Source organism: Mesorhizobium sp. M0058 (assembly GCF_040323095.1).
Lineage (GTDB): Bacteria > Pseudomonadota > Alphaproteobacteria > Rhizobiales > Rhizobiaceae > Mesorhizobium.
On record NZ_JAMYUQ010000017.1, the window covers coordinates 75,355 to 91,089 of the forward strand.

Sequence of the window (15,735 nt, forward strand, 5' to 3'; positions counted from 1 at the left end):
CTCCCCCACAAGGGGGGAGATTAGGCGCACCGTCGCCTCTTCCCTTGTCCTCTCCCACTCGAGCCCATTTCAATCCCCTAGCGTCAAGCAACTGGAGCCAGACGCCTCATGACCGACCAAACCAAATCCACCACTATCCCAATCCGTCTCACCATCAACGGACACAGTCACGAACTGCAGGTCGAGCCGCGCGTCACGCTGCTCGATGCATTGCGTGATCGCCTCGACCTGACCGGCACCAAGAAGGGTTGCGACCAGGGCCAGTGCGGCGCCTGCACGGTGCATGTCGAGGGACAGCGCGTGCTGTCCTGCCTGACGCTTGCAGCACAAGCCGAAGGCCGCGAGATCACCACCATCGAAGGATTGGCCGGCGATGACGGCACGCTCAACGCGGTTCAGGCTGCTTTCCTCGACCAGGATGCTTTCCAGTGCGGCTACTGCACGCCCGGACAGATCATGTCGGCGGTGGCCTGCATCCGCGAGGGCCATGCCGGCTCGGATGACGAGATCCGCGAATACATGGCCGGCAATCTGTGCCGCTGCGGAGCCTATCCGCACATCGTTGCCGCCGTGCGCCAGGCGGCACTGGAGGTCGCGTCATGAGGGATTTTTCCTACGTTCGCGCCCATAGCATCGACGCCGCACGCCAAGCTGCCGCCCTGCCTGGGGCCATGCTGCTTGCCGGTGGCACGACGCTGGTCGATCTCGCCAAATGCGGCGTGGCCGAACCCGACAGCCTGGTCGACATCACCCATCTCAAAGGACTCGACGCCATCAAGGTCGACGCTGACAGTGCCATGATCGGCGCGCTGGCCAAGATGAGCCACGTCGCCGACCATGCCGAGATCAAGAGCCGCTTTCCCGCGGTCTCCGAAGCGCTGTGGCAGGCGGCTTCCGCGCAACTGCGCAACATGGCGACCATCGGCGGCAATCTGATGCAGCGCACGCGCTGCCCCTATTTCCGCGATCCCGCGAATTTTTCCGCCTGCAACAAGCGCTCGGCCGGCAGCGGCTGCTCGGCGATCGGCGGCGTCACCCGCGGCCATGCCGTGCTCGGCACCAGCGACGCCTGCATCGCCATGTATCCCGGTGACCCCGCCACCGCGCTGGTCGCCTTCGACGCCGTGGTTCACCTTGGCGAACGCCAGGTTGCCGTCGACGACTTCTTTCTCCTGCCCGGCGCCACGCCCGACAGGGAACATGCCATGCAACCGGGCGAGATGATCACGGCCATCAGCATCCCGGCTTCAGTCGCCGCCCGGCAGTCGACCTATCTCAAGGTTCGCGACCGGCAGTCCTATGAGTTCGCCGCTGCAAGCGCCGCGGTCGGCATCGACTTCGAAGCCGATGGCCGCACCATTCGCGACCTGCGCGTCGCGCTGGGCGGCGTCGCGACGAAGCCGTGGCGGGCGCACGCCGTGGAAGCGGCGTTGAAGGGCAAGGTGCTCAGCGAAGACAGGGTGCGGGCAGCCAGCTTGCTCGCCATGGAAGGGGCGATCGACCACGGCGCCAACCACTACAAGATCGAACTGGCGCCGCGCGTCGTTGCCCGCGCCATCCTCAAGACGGGAGCCATGTCATGACCATTCACGACCCGAGGACACGGCACGGCGACGCTTCGGACGGCACTGCCGATCAGGTTGGCGGGCGGCTGTCGCGCGTCGACGGCCCGGCCAAGATTACCGGTGCGGCAAAATATGCCGTCGAGCAGCAGCTCGACGGGCTAACCTACGGCGTCCTGGTCGAAAGCACGATCGCATCAGGCAAGGTGCGCTCGATCGACACGTCAGCCGCCGAGGCGGCACCTGGTGTGCTCAAGGTGCTGACGCCGGACACCATCATGCCGCTGAAGACTGCATCGGACTGGTTCGGCACACCGCCGCCGGACAAGCCCTACTGCCCGCTGGCGCGCGATATCACCTTTTCGGGCCAGCATGTCGCCGCGGTCATCGCGGAGACCTTCGAGCAGGCCGTTGCGGCCGCAGCCCTGGTCAAGGTCAGCTATGACGAGACGCCGGCCATCGTCGACCTCAGCGACGCCAAGGCGGGCGACGGCATTCCGATCGCCGCCATGACCAAGGAATGGGGCGATGCGCAGGCCGCTTTCGCCGCTGCCCCGGTGCGCGTCTGCGGCGCCTATAACACGCCGCGCGAATACCAGGCGCCGATGGAGCCGCATGGCCTCATCGCCCGCTGGGAGGGCGACCGGCTGACCGTGTGGGAACCGAGCCAGTGGCTCGACGGTATGGCCCGCACCTATGCCGAATGGTTCGGCGTGCCGTTCGAAAATGTACGGCTGGTCTCGCCCTATATCGGTGGCGGCTTCGGCTCCAAGGCGCTGGCGCTCGGCCACGGCGCGGTAGCGGCTGCCGCAGCCAAGATGCTGGGACGGCCCGTGAGGGTGGTCATGACTCGGCCGCAGACTTTTACCGGCTATGGCGGCCGCGCCGCGACCCGCCAGACGGTGACGATCGGCGCCGACCGTGACGGAAAAATCCAGTCGATCGTGCATCGCGGCGTCAATGAAACGTCGATCGACGGCATGTGGGTCGAGCCTTTGGGCGTGGTCACCTCGATCATGTATGCGACGCCCAACTTCTCCTCGAAGCAGAATGTCGTGCGGGTGAATTCGGTGGTGCCTGGCGCCATGCGCGCGCCGGGCGAAAACCCTAGCGCCTTCGGCATCGAAAGCGCCATTGACGAGCTCGCCTACGAGGTCGGCATCGATCCGCTGGAGATCCGGCTGAGGAATTACGCCGAGCAGGATCCGCACGCAAAAAAGGCTTGGTCGACGCGGCAGTTGCGCGAGGCTTTCGCGGCTGGCGCCGAACGCTTCGGCTGGGCCCAGCGCACGCCCAAACCGCGTTCGATGCGCGACGGCAACCAGCTGATCGGCTGGGGCGTCGCCGCCGGCACCTATCCGGTACGGCGCGCTTACGGCGAGGCCATCGTGCGTATCCTTGCCAACGGCTCGGTCGAGGTCGAAAGCTCCTCGATCGACATGGGCCAGGGCACCTACACGATCCTGGCGCAGACAGCGGCCGAAACGGTAGGCGTGGCGGCCGACCATGTCGTGGTGAAGCTCGGTGATTCCCGGTATCCCCGCGCCGGCGTGGCCGGCGGGTCGCGGCTGGCCGGCGTGATGACGGGCGCGGTCTACAAGGCAGCGACATCGGCACTCGACCAGCTGGTTGGTCTGGCGATCAGCGATTCACGCTCGCCCTTCCACGCGCTGCAGGCCAACACGCTGGTCGTCGCCAACGGCCGCATCAGGTCGCCGCGCGGCGATGGTCCCGATGTCTCGATCGCCGACCTGCTGGCCAGCGTCGGCCGCGACCGCATCGAGGCCACAGGCGACACCATGCCGGCGAACTCGACGGCCGCCGATCGCTACAAGAACTACACCACCATCGCGGCGGCATTGCCGCACACCGAGGGCGACTATTCGCGCCACTCCTGGTGCGCGCATTTCATCGAGGTGCGCGTCGACGAGGATTTCGGCACGGTGCGCGTGTCGCGCGTGGTATCGGCGCTGGATTCGGGCCGGCTCTACAACCCCAAGCTGGCCGAAAGCCAGTGGAAGGGCGGCATCATCATGGGCATCGGCCAGGCGCTGTTTGAAGAAGGCATTGTCGACCGCAGGCATGGCCGCATCGTCAACAACAATCTCGGCGACTATCTGGTGCCGACCAATGCCGACATCCCCGATATCGAGGTCATCTCGGTCGGCATTCCCGACCTGCACTCTTCGGTGCTCGGCGGCAAGGGTGTCGGCGAACTGGCCATCGTCGGCGTAGCGCCGGCGATCGCCAATGCGGTGTTCCACGCAACTGGAAAAAGGATACGCGACCTCCCGATCACGCTGGAGAAGTTGATCTAGGAAGCGGCGTGCGTAATCTCCCCCCTTGACGAGGGGGAGATGTCGCCGAAGGCGACAGAGGGGGTCGCCTCTCGTAGAGCGCCAACCTCCTTCCGCCGCCGTAGGTCGAGCCCGGTCGGACCGACCCCCTCTGCCCTGCCGGGCATCTCCCCCTCAAGGGGGGAGATTGGCAGCTCGCGCGCCTCGGTTACCAGTCGAGCTTGAACGCAAGCTTGCCGAAATGCTGCCCGCCTGCCGACATGTGCGCGTAGGCTTCGGCCGCCTGCTCCTGGCTGAACACCTTGTCGACGACCGGGTCGATGCGGGCGGCGGCGATGGCGCGGACGGCGGCGCGAAGGTCAGATACCGACCCGGTGTTGTTGCCGACCACCTTCAGCGCCTTGATGATGATCGGCAGCAGGTCGACCGTGGCCTCGGCGCCGGTGACGAAACCGATGGTGAACAGCGTGCCGCCAGGCGCGGTGGCGTTGACGGCGCGGGCGAAGGTGGCGGTGCCGGCGGTCTCGACGACGAGGTCGGCGCCGAGGCCGCCGGTCAGTTCCAGCACCTTGCCGTCCCAGTCGGGCGTCGCGCGGTAGTTGATGAGATGATCGGCGCCGAGTGCCTTCGCCCGCTCCAGCTTCTCGTCCGACGAAGAAGTGATGATGACGGTGGCGCCAGCGGCTTTCGCCAGCTGAAGGGTGAAGATGGAGACGCCGCCGGTGCCGAGCAGCACGACGACCGAGCCCGGCCCGACATCGGCGGCGCGGACGGCGTTCCAGGCGGTGGTCGCGGCGATCGGCAGGGTCGACGCCGCCTCGAAAGAGAGACGAGCCGGTACCAGCACGAGCGAGTTGGCCGGCAGCGCGACATATTCGGCGAGCGACCCCGGCAGCGAAATTCCGCGCATCTGCGTCATCTCGTTAGGCCGGGGCGGACCGCCGATCCAGCGCGGCTTGGCATGGGCAACGACGCGATCGCCGACGGCGAAATCCGTAACGCCCTCCCCCAGCGCGACGATCTCGCCGGCGCCGTCGGCGACGGGAATGAGCGGAAAGCCGGGCACGCGATAATTGCCGCTGGCCACCGCCACATCGACGAAATTCAGGCTCGCGGCGCGCTGGCGGATCAGCACTTCGCCGCGCTGCGGTTCAGGCGTGGCAATGGTGGTGGCGCGAAAGGCGTCCAGCTTGGCGGCGGTCAGTTCGATGGCTTTCATGGCTCACGCATTCCTGTTTAAGGGGTCAATCGTCAGGATTGAGTGAAGCTATCTGCTGCGCTACAAGCAGATAATCCGGAATTTTTACATTTGAGTCCTGTGCTTTATGCAGCAATCACACGACCCCGCCAGCCTTGCCGAAATGGCCGCCTTTGCGGCCATCACCGAAGCGCGCTCCTTCACCAAGGCAGCGTTGCGCGTCGGGCGCGACTCGACGGTTCTGTCACGCCGCCTGCAATCGCTGGAGCAGCGGCTCGGCGTGCGGCTGCTGCACCGGACCACCCGAAGCGTATCGTTGACGGAGGCGGGAGCGGAGTTCCTGATACGCGTCCGCGCCATCCTGGCCTCGGTAGACGAAGCCGAGGCTGCTGCTTCCGCGCATGCCAGCGGGACGCCGCGCGGCTTGCTGCGGCTGGCGCTGCCGGGAACCTTTGGGCGTATGTGGATCGGGCCGCTGTTGCCGCACTTTCTAGCGACGTTCCCGGATGTCCGCATCGAGGCCGAGTTCTCCAACCGGTTCGTCGATCTCGTTGCAGAGAACTTCGATGTCGCCGTCCGTCTCGGCGCGCTGGAGGACTCGCGCCTGGTGGCGCGCAAGATCGCGACACGGCGGCGGTTGCTGTGCGCTGCTCCCTCCTACCTCGCCCGCAGGGGCGCGCCGGAAGCGCCGGAAGCGCTGACCGAACACGCCTGCCTCGGCTTCTCCGGCTTCCAGACCTTTCCCACCTGGGAGATGACCGACAGTTCGGGCCGCCGCGTTAACGTCGAAGTCTCGGGGCCGATGGTTTGCGACGATGCCGAAGTGCTGGTCGAAGCCGCGGTGCAAGGCCTCGGCCTGATGATGAGCACCGATTGGCTGGTCGGGCGCGAACTCGCCGACGGACGGCTGGTGCCGTTGCTGGAGGACTGGACGCTGGCCGACGAAGGCGCTGTCTATGTCGTCATGCCCTCGGCCAGGGGACAAGCCGCCAAGACACGCGCCTTCGCCGACTGGATCGGTAAGCGCTTCGCGCCGGAGCCGCCCTGGACGTCGAGGCCGGTCTCAAAGGCTTGATCAATGGGGCGGGCCGGGGCTAAGACGGCATGCCGCTGTCGCGAGGCCTTTTGTCCTGTATGATCTCGTTGAATGTAGCTCGGAGGGGATCATGCAAAGTGCATTGGCGAAGTTCATCATGGCAAGTTCCGTTCTGGCCGCGCTGCAAGCCGCGCAGCCGGCTTTTGCCGCGTCCTGCAACTGGAGCGCCAAGATGGAAGAAGACGAAGGCGGCAGCGTGCTGACGGCTTCGGTGTGCGGCGGACCGAAGGCCGAGGCGCATCTGATGCTGGTCTGTTTCGACAAGCCGTTGCTGAGCTACGATCTGGGCGCGGCCGGCCAGCAGCTGGAGCCCGGCATCAGCGCTTCCTTCACCTTCAAGGGCGGTGACAAAAGCATGACCAAAAAGCTCGACCTCGAGGCCATGTACAATTACTTCACGGCTGAGCTGAGCAAAGACGATCCACTGCTCGGCTTGTTGCGCGGCAAGGGCGACGTCACGGTTACGGCCGACAAATATGGCGAGAACAGCTTTCCGCTGACGGGCTCGAGCGCTGCGATCGGCAAGGTGCTGGCGCAGTGCGGCAAAGGTTCGGCCGGCGAAGCGGACTGAAGCTCCCTACTTCGACCACGCAGCTTGGTCCCGCGCCTCCATCAGGGCAAAGCCAAGCGGGTTCTAGCCGCGCCCCGGTTTGCCGTTTCGCTCATCGACGGGGGCACGGGTTTGGAGGCGGCAACATGCGGCCTGAGTTTTCAACGCGAGCTGCGCTCTCCCTCCGGTGTCGCCACCAGCAAGGCGGCGGTGGCATTGGCTGCGGCAATCGCTGCTTCCATCTGATGGCCACGCGCAAGGCCTGCCGCGAAGGCGCCGACGAATTCGTCGCCGGCGCCATGGGTGCTGACGACCTTGACGGGGACGGCCGCCAGCGCGAAGGCCGCGCCGGTCCGGTCGCAATAGGCGACGCCTTCGCCGCCGGCGGTGACGATCGCCGAGGGGTAGGCATCGATCAGCCGCCGCGCGGCTTCGGTTGCGCCGGCGAGCGTATCGACGACCGGAATGCCGGCCAAAAATTCCGCTTCGATGGCGTTGACGATGACGATGTCTATCAGCGCGGTCAATTCGGCCGACAGTGTTCGCGCCGGTGCGGCGTTGAGCACGACGCGGCCGCCGGATGCCTTCACCGCGCGCGCGGCAGCGATGTTTGCGGCGTCGGGCACTTCGTTTTGCAGCAACAGCACTGCCGTCTGTACCACCACCTCCCTTGCTGCCACGACGTCATCATCGTCCAGCGTGAGATTGCTGCCGGAGACGATCACCGCACCATAGTCGCCATCGCTGTCGAAGATCGCCACGCTCATGCCGGAGCCTGCGCCTGCCGCCACGCGCACGAAGCGGCGATCGACGCCGGCGCGATCTAGATTGGCCAGCAGCGCCGTGCCGAAATCGTCGTCGCCGACGGCGCCGATCATCGCCGCGCGCACGCCGGCGCGTGCCGCCGAGACCGCCTGGTTGCCGCCCTTGCCGCCGCATTTCGGCTGCCAGGCACGGCCGGTCACCGTCTCGCCCTTACGCGGACGGTCGGGCGCGTCGACCATGATGTCGTAGTGCAGGCTGCCGAAGACGGTGACCAGCGGAACCGTCATGTGCCCCGGTCTTTTCGTTTCGAGGTGACGGCCGACATGGTGCGGCCGAGATTGCGCTCCGCCGCCTGATAGTCGCGCTGCGCCACCGCCACGAACAAAGCGTCGAGGATGTTGAGCTGCGCGATGCGCGCCGCCGCGTTTTCGCCCATCAGCGGCGAGCCTTGCGCGGTCGAGCACAGCACGATGTCGGCAATCTGGGCCAGCGGCGAGTTGTCGTAGTTGGTGATGGCCAGCGTGCGGGCGCCGCTCTTGCGGGCTAGATGGATGGCGTCGATGACGGCCGACGTGTTGCCGGAATGCGAGAAGCCGACGGCGATGTCGTCGGCGCCGAGGAGCGAGGCCGACATCAGCATCATGTGCGAGTCGTCATAGACAGACGCGCGGATGCCGATGCGCAGGAATTTGTGCGAGACATCGCGGGCGATCTGGGCGGAGCCGCCGACGCCATAGAAATCGCGGTTCCTGGCGCGGTAGAGCAGATCGGCGGCACGGTCGAAATCGTCCATGTCGAGGATCGCGAGCGTCTCCTCCAGCGCCTGGATCGAGGTGCGGAACACTTTCTGCACGATCTCGGCCGAGCTGTCGTCGACCGACAGTTCCTGGTGCATCTCGGCGGTCGGGAGGCGGCTGTATTCATAGACGGCGGTGCGGAAGTCGCGGTAGCCGGAGAAGCCGAGTTTCTTGGCGATCTTGACCACCATCGCCTCCGACACGCCGGCCTCCTCGGCGATCTGCTTGAGCGGAATGGTCTCGTCGAAACCGCGCCGGCCGAAGACGGTTTCCACCACCTTGGCCTCAAGCGGGGTGAGATGCGGCATCATCATGCGGATGCGCGGCCCCACGGCTTTCAGATCGAGATTGCTCAACGTCATCCACGTCCCCTCGTCTCCGGCCCGAGCATGGCTTCCTGGACGATAGCCTGCGACGTCACGGCGTCCTGGCTGGCCATCGCGGCGGACAGGCGGTTATCCTTCTCCAGCCGGTCGACAACGCGCAGCAGGCGCTTGACGGTGGCGATGTTGACTTCGCATTCGCGCACCGGATCGAGCCCGGTCATGTCGGGGAAAGTGTCGAAGTAGATGGCGCCGGCGTAGCCGTCGCGACGGATCTGGCACAGCAGTTCGATGGTCTGCAGCGTGTGCACCGCGCCGACCATCAGGCCGTCGTCGCGCTTGGCATAGCCATCGTTGAGATGGACGCCGAGCAGCTTGCTGTGGCGAGCGATCAGCGCCGCGGCGAAGGCCGGCTGTTCGTCGGCATAGAGCACATGGGCGAAATCGAGCGTGACGCCGAGATTGGGTAGGCCGACCTCGCGGATCGCCAGCAAGGTGGTCGCCGCATCCGGCATCAGCGAGTAGGAGCGCGGTTCGTTAGGCTTGTACTCCAGGCTGATCTGGCAGCCGGGATCATGCGCGGCAACTTCACGAATCCCCTCGATTTCGTGCTGCCAGAGCGTCGCATAGTCAGTTTGAAATGCATAGTCGAAGCCATCCTGGCCCAGCCACAGCGTCATCAGACTGGCGCCGGCCGCGCGCACCGCATCGATACCGGCCTTGGTCAAGTCGATGGCTTCGCGGCGCACCGCCGGGTCCGGATTGGTGAAGGCGCCGAGCTTGAAGGCCGGATTGGAGTAGTAACGCATGGCAAAGCCATTGATGGAAAGCCCGAAATCGCCGAGCTTTCGGGCGATTTCAGCCGGCTTTTCACTGACATGATCGGGGAAATTAAGATCAAGATCGGTCAACCCGTCGACCTTGGCCGCGCGAGTGGCCATCTGCAGCATGGACGGCTTGCCGGTGAGATCAGGCCATTCGGCTTGCGGCCGCGAGGCGAAGGAATTCAGGCGGGTGGCGAAGCGACTGTTTGTCATGATCGACCTTTCAGTGATTTACTTCACATAAATACGAGTATTTGTAAAGTTATCATTTGCGAGGCGGTTTGTAGCGCGCAACATCCTGCTTGGCCGAGATCTTCGGCTGCGCCTCTGCATCCATGCCGGGAGTTTCGAGTCCCGCAACGGTGCGGATGCTGGTGCGAGCCCTTGCGCCCTGCCTGCCGATTGACCAATCTGGCCGACACTGTCATGAGCCGCGGTTGGGGGATCGCACATGCCAACGCTTTATCAACTGAAACCGGCCTTTCAGGCCAGGCTGCGGCCGTTGGCCGACCGGCTGGCCGATGCCGGCGTCACCGCCAACCAGATCACGCTTCTCGCCGCAGCACTGTCCATCGCCACAGGCCTGGTGGTCACTGCCTTTGCCTTCCGTCCCCTGGTGTTCCTGTTGATGCCGGTGGTGCTGTTTGTGCGCATGGCGCTCAACGCCATTGACGGGATGCTGGCCAGGGAACATGGACAAGCATCAAAACTCGGCATGTATCTCAACGAACTCTGCGACGTCGTCTCGGACCTAGCGCTGATCCTGGCCTTTGCCACCTTGTTCCCGGCCTGGGGTGTCGTCGCCTTCTCTATTACCGCCATGCTGGTCGAGTTCGCCGGCGTGCTTGGCGTTGCCGCAGGCAGCGGGCGCAACTATGCCGGGCCGTTCGGCAAGAGCGACCGGGCCCTGGCGCTCGGCGTCATCGCCTTCCTCATCGCCTGCGGCCTGTGGTTCCAAGCGATTGTGCCCTTTGTGTTTCCGGTCATGGCTACACTGTCAGTCGTAACCGCCATCAACCGGATACGCGGCGGCCTTAGAGCGGGCGGCGCATGATGCCAAAGCGTCAGGCACCCGACCGCCAGAGGGAAACCATGATCCACCAGACCATTGCAGCCGGAGCACCGGCAAGCCTCGAGCGCATCGCGCAGGAGCGCACGTTCAAGAGCCATGACGGCACCGAGATCTTCTACCGCTACTGGCCGGCCGCCGGGTCGACGCCAAAGGGTGCGATCCTTCTGTTCCATCGCGGCCACGAGCATGGCGGCCGCATGGCGCATCTGGTCGACGAACTCGCCATGCCCGACCATGCCTTCTACGCCTGGGACGCGCGCGGCAATGGCCGCTCGGCCGGCGAGCGCGGCTATGCGCCATCCTTTGCCGCCCTGGTTCGTGACATCGAGTGCCTGGTGCGTGAGATCGGCCGGGATGGTTTTGGCCAGCGCGACATCGCGCTGATCGCGCAGTCCTTCGGCGCCGTGCTGGCCGCTGCCTGGGTGCATGACCATGCGCCCGACATCCGCGCGCTGGTGGTGGCTTCACCGGCCTTTTCGGTCAAGCTCTACGTGCCCTTCGCCAAGGAGGGCATTGCGCTGTGGCAGAAGCTCAAGGGCCGCTTCTTCGTCAATTCCTACGTCAAGGCGAAGTTCCTGACGCATGATGCCGAGCGCATCGCTTCCTTCGACGCCGATCCGCTGATCACGCGACCGATCGCCTCCAACATCCTGGTCGAGCTTTACGACCACGCTGCCCGCATCGTCTCGGACGCGCGCGCCATCACCGCGCCGACGCAGCTCTTGATCTCCGGCAGCGATTGGGTGGTGCGGCATGGACCGCAGCACGAGTTCTTCGTCAATCTCGGCAGCAGCGCCAAGGAGCGGCATGTGCTGCCCGGCTTCTTCCACGACACGCTGGGCGAGCGCGATCGCAAGCAGGCGCTGGACCTGATCCGGCCATTCCTCGAAAAGCAATTTGCCACGCCGGAGAAAACCATCGACTTGCTTCAGGCCGACCGCGCCGGCTACACCCGCGACGAGGCCGAGAGGCTGGCCTCGCCGCTGGCGCTGCTGTCGCCAAAGGGTATCTACTGGGCGATAAGCCGCGCCTCGATCCGCATGGGCGCCTGGCTGTCTTCGGGCATGAAGACCGGCATCGCCACCGGCTTCGATTCCGGCTCGACGCTCGACTATGTCTACGAGAACGACGCGCGCGGCATCGGCTTCATCGGCCGCATGATAGACCGCACCTTCCTCGACGCCATCGGCTGGCGCGGCATCCGCCAGCGCAAGCTGCATCTGGAAGAGCTGATCGGCAACGCCGCCGCCAGCCTGAAGGCAGCCGGCCGTCCCGTCCACATGCTCGACATCGCCGCCGGTCACGGCCGCTATGTGCTCGATGCCGTCGCCAAATGCACTGAACCACCAGCAAGCGTGCGGCTGCAGGATTATTCCGAACTCAATGTCGGGCTCGGCTCGAAGCTGATCGCCGAGCGGCGTCTGCCGACCAGCGTTACCTTCCATCAGGCCGACGCCTTCGATGCCGACATGCTGGCTGGGTTGACCCCGGCGCCGGACCTCGCCATCGTCTCCGGACTTTACGAATTGTTCGCCGACAATACGATGATTTCCCGCTCGCTCGGCGGGCTGGCGAGCGCCATGCAGTCCGGCAGCCTGCTCGTCTACACCAATCAGCCGTGGCATCCGCAGCTGGAGATGATCGCGCGCAGCCTGACCTCGCATCGCGGCGGCCAGGCCTGGGTGATGCGGCGGCGCACGCAGGGCGAGATGGACCAGTTGGTGACGGCGGCCGGTTTCGAGAAGATCGACCAGCGCATCGACCAATGGGGCATCTTCACTGTTTCGGTCGCTCGGCGCGTCTGAGACCATGGCCGCACCTGCGACTGACCCTGCCCCGGCTCGGGAACACAATTTGGGTATCGTGCTGAGGGCCGCCCTTTGGCTGGCGCTGCTGGCGCCGTTCTTCTATTCGACCTACGGCTTCGCCAACTGGCTGGCGTCGCGGCGCGACCATGTCGGCAGCATCGTGTTTGCCTGGGAACACGCCATCCCGTTCGTCGCCTGGACGATCGTGCCCTACTGGTCTATCAATCTGTTCTACGGCCTGTCGCTGTTGCTCAACACGACCAGGCGCGGCGTCGACCGGCTCGCCGGCCGCTATCTCTCGGCGCAGATCATTGCCGTCGCCTGCTTCGTCGCGTTCCCGCTGACGGCGACCTTCGTGCGGCCGGAAACCACCGGCTTGCCGGGTTTCCTGTTTGCGGTGCTCGGTGGTTTCGACAAGCCGTTCAACCAAGCGCCATCCCTGCACATCGCACTCCTGGTGATCATCTGGGACCATTGGCGTCACGTTCTGGCACGTCACCGTCTCGGCGGCATTCTCCGCCCGGTCTGGCACGTCTGGTGTTTTCTCATCGGCGCCTCGGTGCTGACGACCTGGCAGCATCATTTCATCGACATTCCGACCGGCGCCCTGCTCGGCCTGTTTGCGCTGTGGCTGTTTCCGTCCAACGGCGAGCTGCCATTCTGGGGTTTTCGGTTGACCGCCGACCCAAGGGCGCGGCGGCTGGCGGGTTATTACGGGCTGGGGGCGGCCCTTGCCTTGGCCGGCGCTGCCGAGGGCGCGTTGGTCTCCGCCGATTTTCTCATCCTGTTGTGGCCGGCATTGGCGCTGGCCATCGTCGCCTTCGGCTATGCTGGGGCCGGCGCCAAAGTGTTCCAGAAGGCAGCCGATGGTAGCGTCTCACTGGCCAACCGTATCCTGCTCCTGCCCTACCGGCTTGGCGCCCGGATCAATGTGTGGGTATGGACCCGCCAACTGGCGCCGCAAGTGGAGATCACCGACGGTGTTTTCCTCGGCCGGTTTCCGAGTGCCGACGAGGCCAACCGTTTCGGCACGGTGATCGACCTTGCCGGCGAGTTGGAACGGCCCGGTGGCGTGACCTGCCGCTGGATCAGCTACGCGATGCTCGACCTCGTGGCGCCGCCTCACGACAGGCTGGAGCGGGCCGTGGCGGCGATCGAGCTGGCGCGCCGGCGCGGCACCGTCCTGGTCTGCTGCGCGCTCGGCTTCCAGCGCAGTGCGGCCATCGTCGCCGACTGGCTGGTGGTGACGGGGCGCTCGTACACAGCTGCACAGGCGCGCAAGAAACTCGCCGCGTCGGGAAGGCCCGTGCACCTTCAGATCGGGCTGGATGAACCGGGGCTGGAAGAACCGACATGAGTTGGCCGGCATGAGTGGCGACAATTTTCCCGAGAAGGCCGAAATATTCGCCGCCGGGCTGATGGTGCAGGCGGTGTGGCCGATCCTGCTGGTGGTCGCGGCTGTGATGGCAGCGCCGGTCATCGGCCTGGTGGCCGGACCGCAGACGACAGCGCTGTCCGCGGCGGCCTGGCTGGTCACGGCGGCGAGCGCCGTGGCCACGCTGGCTCTTTCGGCCTTGCTTTTGTTCGATGCGCTGCTGTTCCGGCTGATGGCAAGCCACGCCAGCGAGGCCGCCGGGGGTGCCGCGGTCGACGATGTGCTGGCGCGCATGCGCCTGAAATCCACCACTGCCGGCGGCCGCTCGCTCGACCATCGCATGGCAGGCACGCGCCGCCTGCTGACAAGGCAGCGCATGGCGCTCGCCATGTTTGCTGCGGCATCCCTTTTCGCAGCGTTTGTTTGAGCCATGACAAAACTTCACCTGCGCGCCAACACCTTCACCTTGCTGCAGACGGTGACGTCGGTCGGCCTGTCGGCGGCGGCCTGGGTGGTAACCGGCGTCAGACCAATCTGGAACGGCAGCCAGCCGTCGGAGCGGCAGCGCATCTACTTCGCCAACCATGCCAGCCATGGTGATTTCATCCTGCTGTCGGCTTGTCTGAGCGAGAAGGTGCGCGCCCGCACCCATGCGATCGCGGCGGCCGAATATTGGGGCAAGTCGCGGCTGCGCCGCTTCATCGCGCAGGACATGCTGTCGTCCGTGCTCATCCACCGGCAGTGGACCGACGAAACGCAACACCCGATCTCGATCATGCTGTCGGTGCTCGACGACGGCCACTCGCTGATCCTGTTTCCCGAAGGCACTCGCAACACGACGGAGGCGGATCTGCTGCCGTTCCGCTCCGGCCTCTACAATCTGTCGATGGCGCGGCCGGATGTCGAACTCATCCCGTGCTGGATCGAGAACATGTCGCGCGTGCTGCCCAAGGGCCAGTTCCTACCGGTGCCGCTTTTGTGCCGCGTCGTCTTCGGTCCGCCGGTGGCGATCGCGCCCGGCGAAGAACGCCACACCTTCCTCGAGCGCGCGCGCCAGACGCTGCTGTCGCTCAACCCGCGTCCCGATCGGGACCACTAGCATGACCAGGCAAAGAGACTTCGTATGACACTGCCGCCAATGCATGAAACCGTCATCCTGCTGGCCGGCCTGATCTGCGTGCTGACCATGGCGAGCATCGTTGCCGGTATCCTCTCATGGCGGGCGCCGAAGCCGCTGCCCTCGACGCTCGTCAACTTGAACCAGCGCATCAACGCCTGGTGGGTGATGGTGCTGGCGATCACCGTCGCCTTCTTCTTCGGCCGCACCGGCATGACCATCCTGTTTGCGCTGATCTCGTTTGCCGCGCTGCGCGAGTTCGTGACGCTGACGCACAGCCGGCGCAGCGACCACTGGGTGCTGCTCGGCATGTTCGGCATCATCATTCCCTTCCAGTACTGGCTGGTGTGGACCGCCTGGTACGGGCTCTTCACCATTTTCATCCCCGTCTACTGCTTCCTCTTGATGCCGGCGGTCACCGCGCTCAACGGCGACACCGAGCGCTTCCTCGAGCGCGTGTCCGCGCAGCAATGGGCGGTCATGATCTCGGTCTACTGCGTCAGCCATGTGCCGGCGCTGCTGACCCTCAACGTGCCCGGTTTCGAGGGCCGCAACCTCCTGCTCATCGCCTTCCTGATCATCACCGTGCAAGGCAGCGACGTGCTGCAATACATTTTCGGCAAGCTGTTCGGCAGGCATCTTCTGTCGCCCTCCGTCTCGCCCTCGAAGACCTGGGAAGGGCTGGGCGGCGGGCTGGTGGCATCGAGCCTTCTCGGCGCGCTGCTGTCGTTCCTGACGCCGTTCTCGCCGCTGGCGGCGGCAGGCGTCGCCTTCATCGCCTGCCTGATGGGGTTCCTCGGCGGGCTGGTGGCGTCGGCGATCAAGCGCGACCAGGGCGTCAAGGACTGGGGTCACCTGATCGAGGGTCACGGCGGCATGATGGACCGCGCCGACAGCCTGGTCTTCGCCGCACCGGTGTTCTTCCACATCGTCCGCTATTTCTGGACGTGA

At 65.5% G+C, this 15,735-nt stretch carries 15 protein-coding genes; 11 read left to right on the forward strand and 4 right to left on the reverse strand.

Features of this window, described 5'->3' with window-relative positions; translation table 11 throughout:
• The first annotated feature begins 108 nt into the window (after nt 1-108).
• Genes NKJ75_RS26445 through NKJ75_RS26455 form a run of 3 tightly spaced genes read left to right on the forward strand, consistent with a single transcriptional unit; the run spans nt 109 to nt 3,880 of the window.
• Complete coding sequence (locus tag NKJ75_RS26445) at nt 109-603, forward strand: (2Fe-2S)-binding protein (protein ID WP_023705138.1); 495 nt, start codon at nt 109-111, stop codon at nt 601-603.
• On the forward strand, nt 600-1,583 hold the full coding sequence (locus NKJ75_RS26450) for an FAD binding domain-containing protein (protein ID WP_352500368.1): 984 nt from the start codon (nt 600-602) through the stop codon (nt 1,581-1,583). Before NKJ75_RS26445 ends, NKJ75_RS26450 begins: the two co-directional genes overlap by 4 nt.
• Nucleotides 1,580-3,880, forward strand: coding sequence for a xanthine dehydrogenase family protein molybdopterin-binding subunit (locus NKJ75_RS26455; RefSeq protein WP_352500369.1), 2,301 nt, complete (start codon nt 1,580-1,582; stop codon nt 3,878-3,880). The genes NKJ75_RS26450 and NKJ75_RS26455 overlap by 4 nt, the downstream gene beginning before the upstream one ends.
• A gap of 187 nt (nt 3,881-4,067) precedes the next feature.
• Here NKJ75_RS26455 and NKJ75_RS26460 read toward each other — a convergent pair whose 3' ends face one another.
• The gene (locus NKJ75_RS26460) at nt 4,068-5,078 is read right to left on the reverse strand and encodes a zinc-dependent alcohol dehydrogenase family protein (protein ID WP_023834515.1); all 1,011 of its coding nucleotides are present in this window, start codon (nt 5,076-5,078) and stop codon (nt 4,068-4,070) included.
• A gap of 106 nt (nt 5,079-5,184) precedes the next feature.
• On the opposite strand from NKJ75_RS26460, the gene NKJ75_RS26465 reads away from it, so the two are divergent.
• A complete protein-coding gene (locus NKJ75_RS26465) occupies nt 5,185-6,132 on the forward strand; it encodes a LysR family transcriptional regulator (RefSeq protein WP_352500370.1) in 948 nt (315 codons plus the stop codon).
• Nucleotides 6,133-6,223: 91 nt separating this feature from the next.
• Complete coding sequence (locus NKJ75_RS26470; RefSeq protein WP_023708694.1) at nt 6,224-6,724, forward strand: hypothetical protein; 501 nt, start codon at nt 6,224-6,226, stop codon at nt 6,722-6,724.
• A 140-nt stretch (nt 6,725-6,864) separates the two neighbouring features.
• On the opposite strand, the gene NKJ75_RS26475 is transcribed toward NKJ75_RS26470, so the two are convergent.
• The 3 genes from NKJ75_RS26475 to NKJ75_RS26485 are packed head-to-tail and all read right to left on the reverse strand — an operon-like array spanning nt 6,865 to nt 9,625.
• The gene (locus NKJ75_RS26475; RefSeq protein ID WP_023705145.1) at nt 6,865-7,755 is read right to left on the reverse strand and encodes a ribokinase; all 891 of its coding nucleotides are present in this window, start codon (nt 7,753-7,755) and stop codon (nt 6,865-6,867) included.
• Nucleotides 7,752-8,627 (reverse strand): MurR/RpiR family transcriptional regulator, encoded by an 876-nt coding sequence (locus NKJ75_RS26480; protein WP_023672510.1) that lies wholly within the window; start codon nt 8,625-8,627, stop codon nt 7,752-7,754. Before NKJ75_RS26480 ends, NKJ75_RS26475 begins: the two co-directional genes overlap by 4 nt.
• Nucleotides 8,624-9,625, reverse strand: a complete 1,002-nt coding sequence (locus NKJ75_RS26485) for a sugar phosphate isomerase/epimerase family protein (protein ID WP_023672509.1) — start codon at nt 9,623-9,625, stop codon at nt 8,624-8,626. The genes NKJ75_RS26480 and NKJ75_RS26485 overlap by 4 nt, the downstream gene beginning before the upstream one ends.
• A gap of 238 nt (nt 9,626-9,863) precedes the next feature.
• On the opposite strand from NKJ75_RS26485, the gene NKJ75_RS26490 reads away from it, so the two are divergent.
• From NKJ75_RS26490 to NKJ75_RS26515, 6 genes are read left to right on the forward strand one after another with little or no spacing between them, the layout of a single operon-like run.
• Nucleotides 9,864-10,466, forward strand: coding sequence for a CDP-alcohol phosphatidyltransferase family protein (locus tag NKJ75_RS26490; protein WP_352500371.1), 603 nt, complete (start codon nt 9,864-9,866; stop codon nt 10,464-10,466).
• Nucleotides 10,467-10,507: 41 nt separating this feature from the next.
• Nucleotides 10,508-12,289, forward strand: coding sequence for a bifunctional alpha/beta hydrolase/class I SAM-dependent methyltransferase (locus tag NKJ75_RS26495; protein ID WP_502903929.1), 1,782 nt, complete (start codon nt 10,508-10,510; stop codon nt 12,287-12,289).
• Nucleotides 12,290-12,293: 4 nt separating this feature from the next.
• Nucleotides 12,294-13,649, forward strand: coding sequence for a phosphatase PAP2/dual specificity phosphatase family protein (locus NKJ75_RS26500; protein WP_502903928.1), 1,356 nt, complete (start codon nt 12,294-12,296; stop codon nt 13,647-13,649).
• Nucleotides 13,650-13,659: 10 nt separating this feature from the next.
• The gene (locus tag NKJ75_RS26505; RefSeq protein WP_352500373.1) at nt 13,660-14,094 is read left to right on the forward strand and encodes a hypothetical protein; all 435 of its coding nucleotides are present in this window, start codon (nt 13,660-13,662) and stop codon (nt 14,092-14,094) included.
• 3 nt (nt 14,095-14,097) lie between these two features.
• Nucleotides 14,098-14,766, forward strand: a complete 669-nt coding sequence (locus tag NKJ75_RS26510; RefSeq protein WP_352500374.1) for a lysophospholipid acyltransferase family protein — start codon at nt 14,098-14,100, stop codon at nt 14,764-14,766.
• Between the two features lie 39 nt (nt 14,767-14,805).
• Entirely contained in the window at nt 14,806-15,735 is a 930-nt protein-coding gene (locus NKJ75_RS26515; protein WP_031193489.1) for a phosphatidate cytidylyltransferase, read from the forward strand.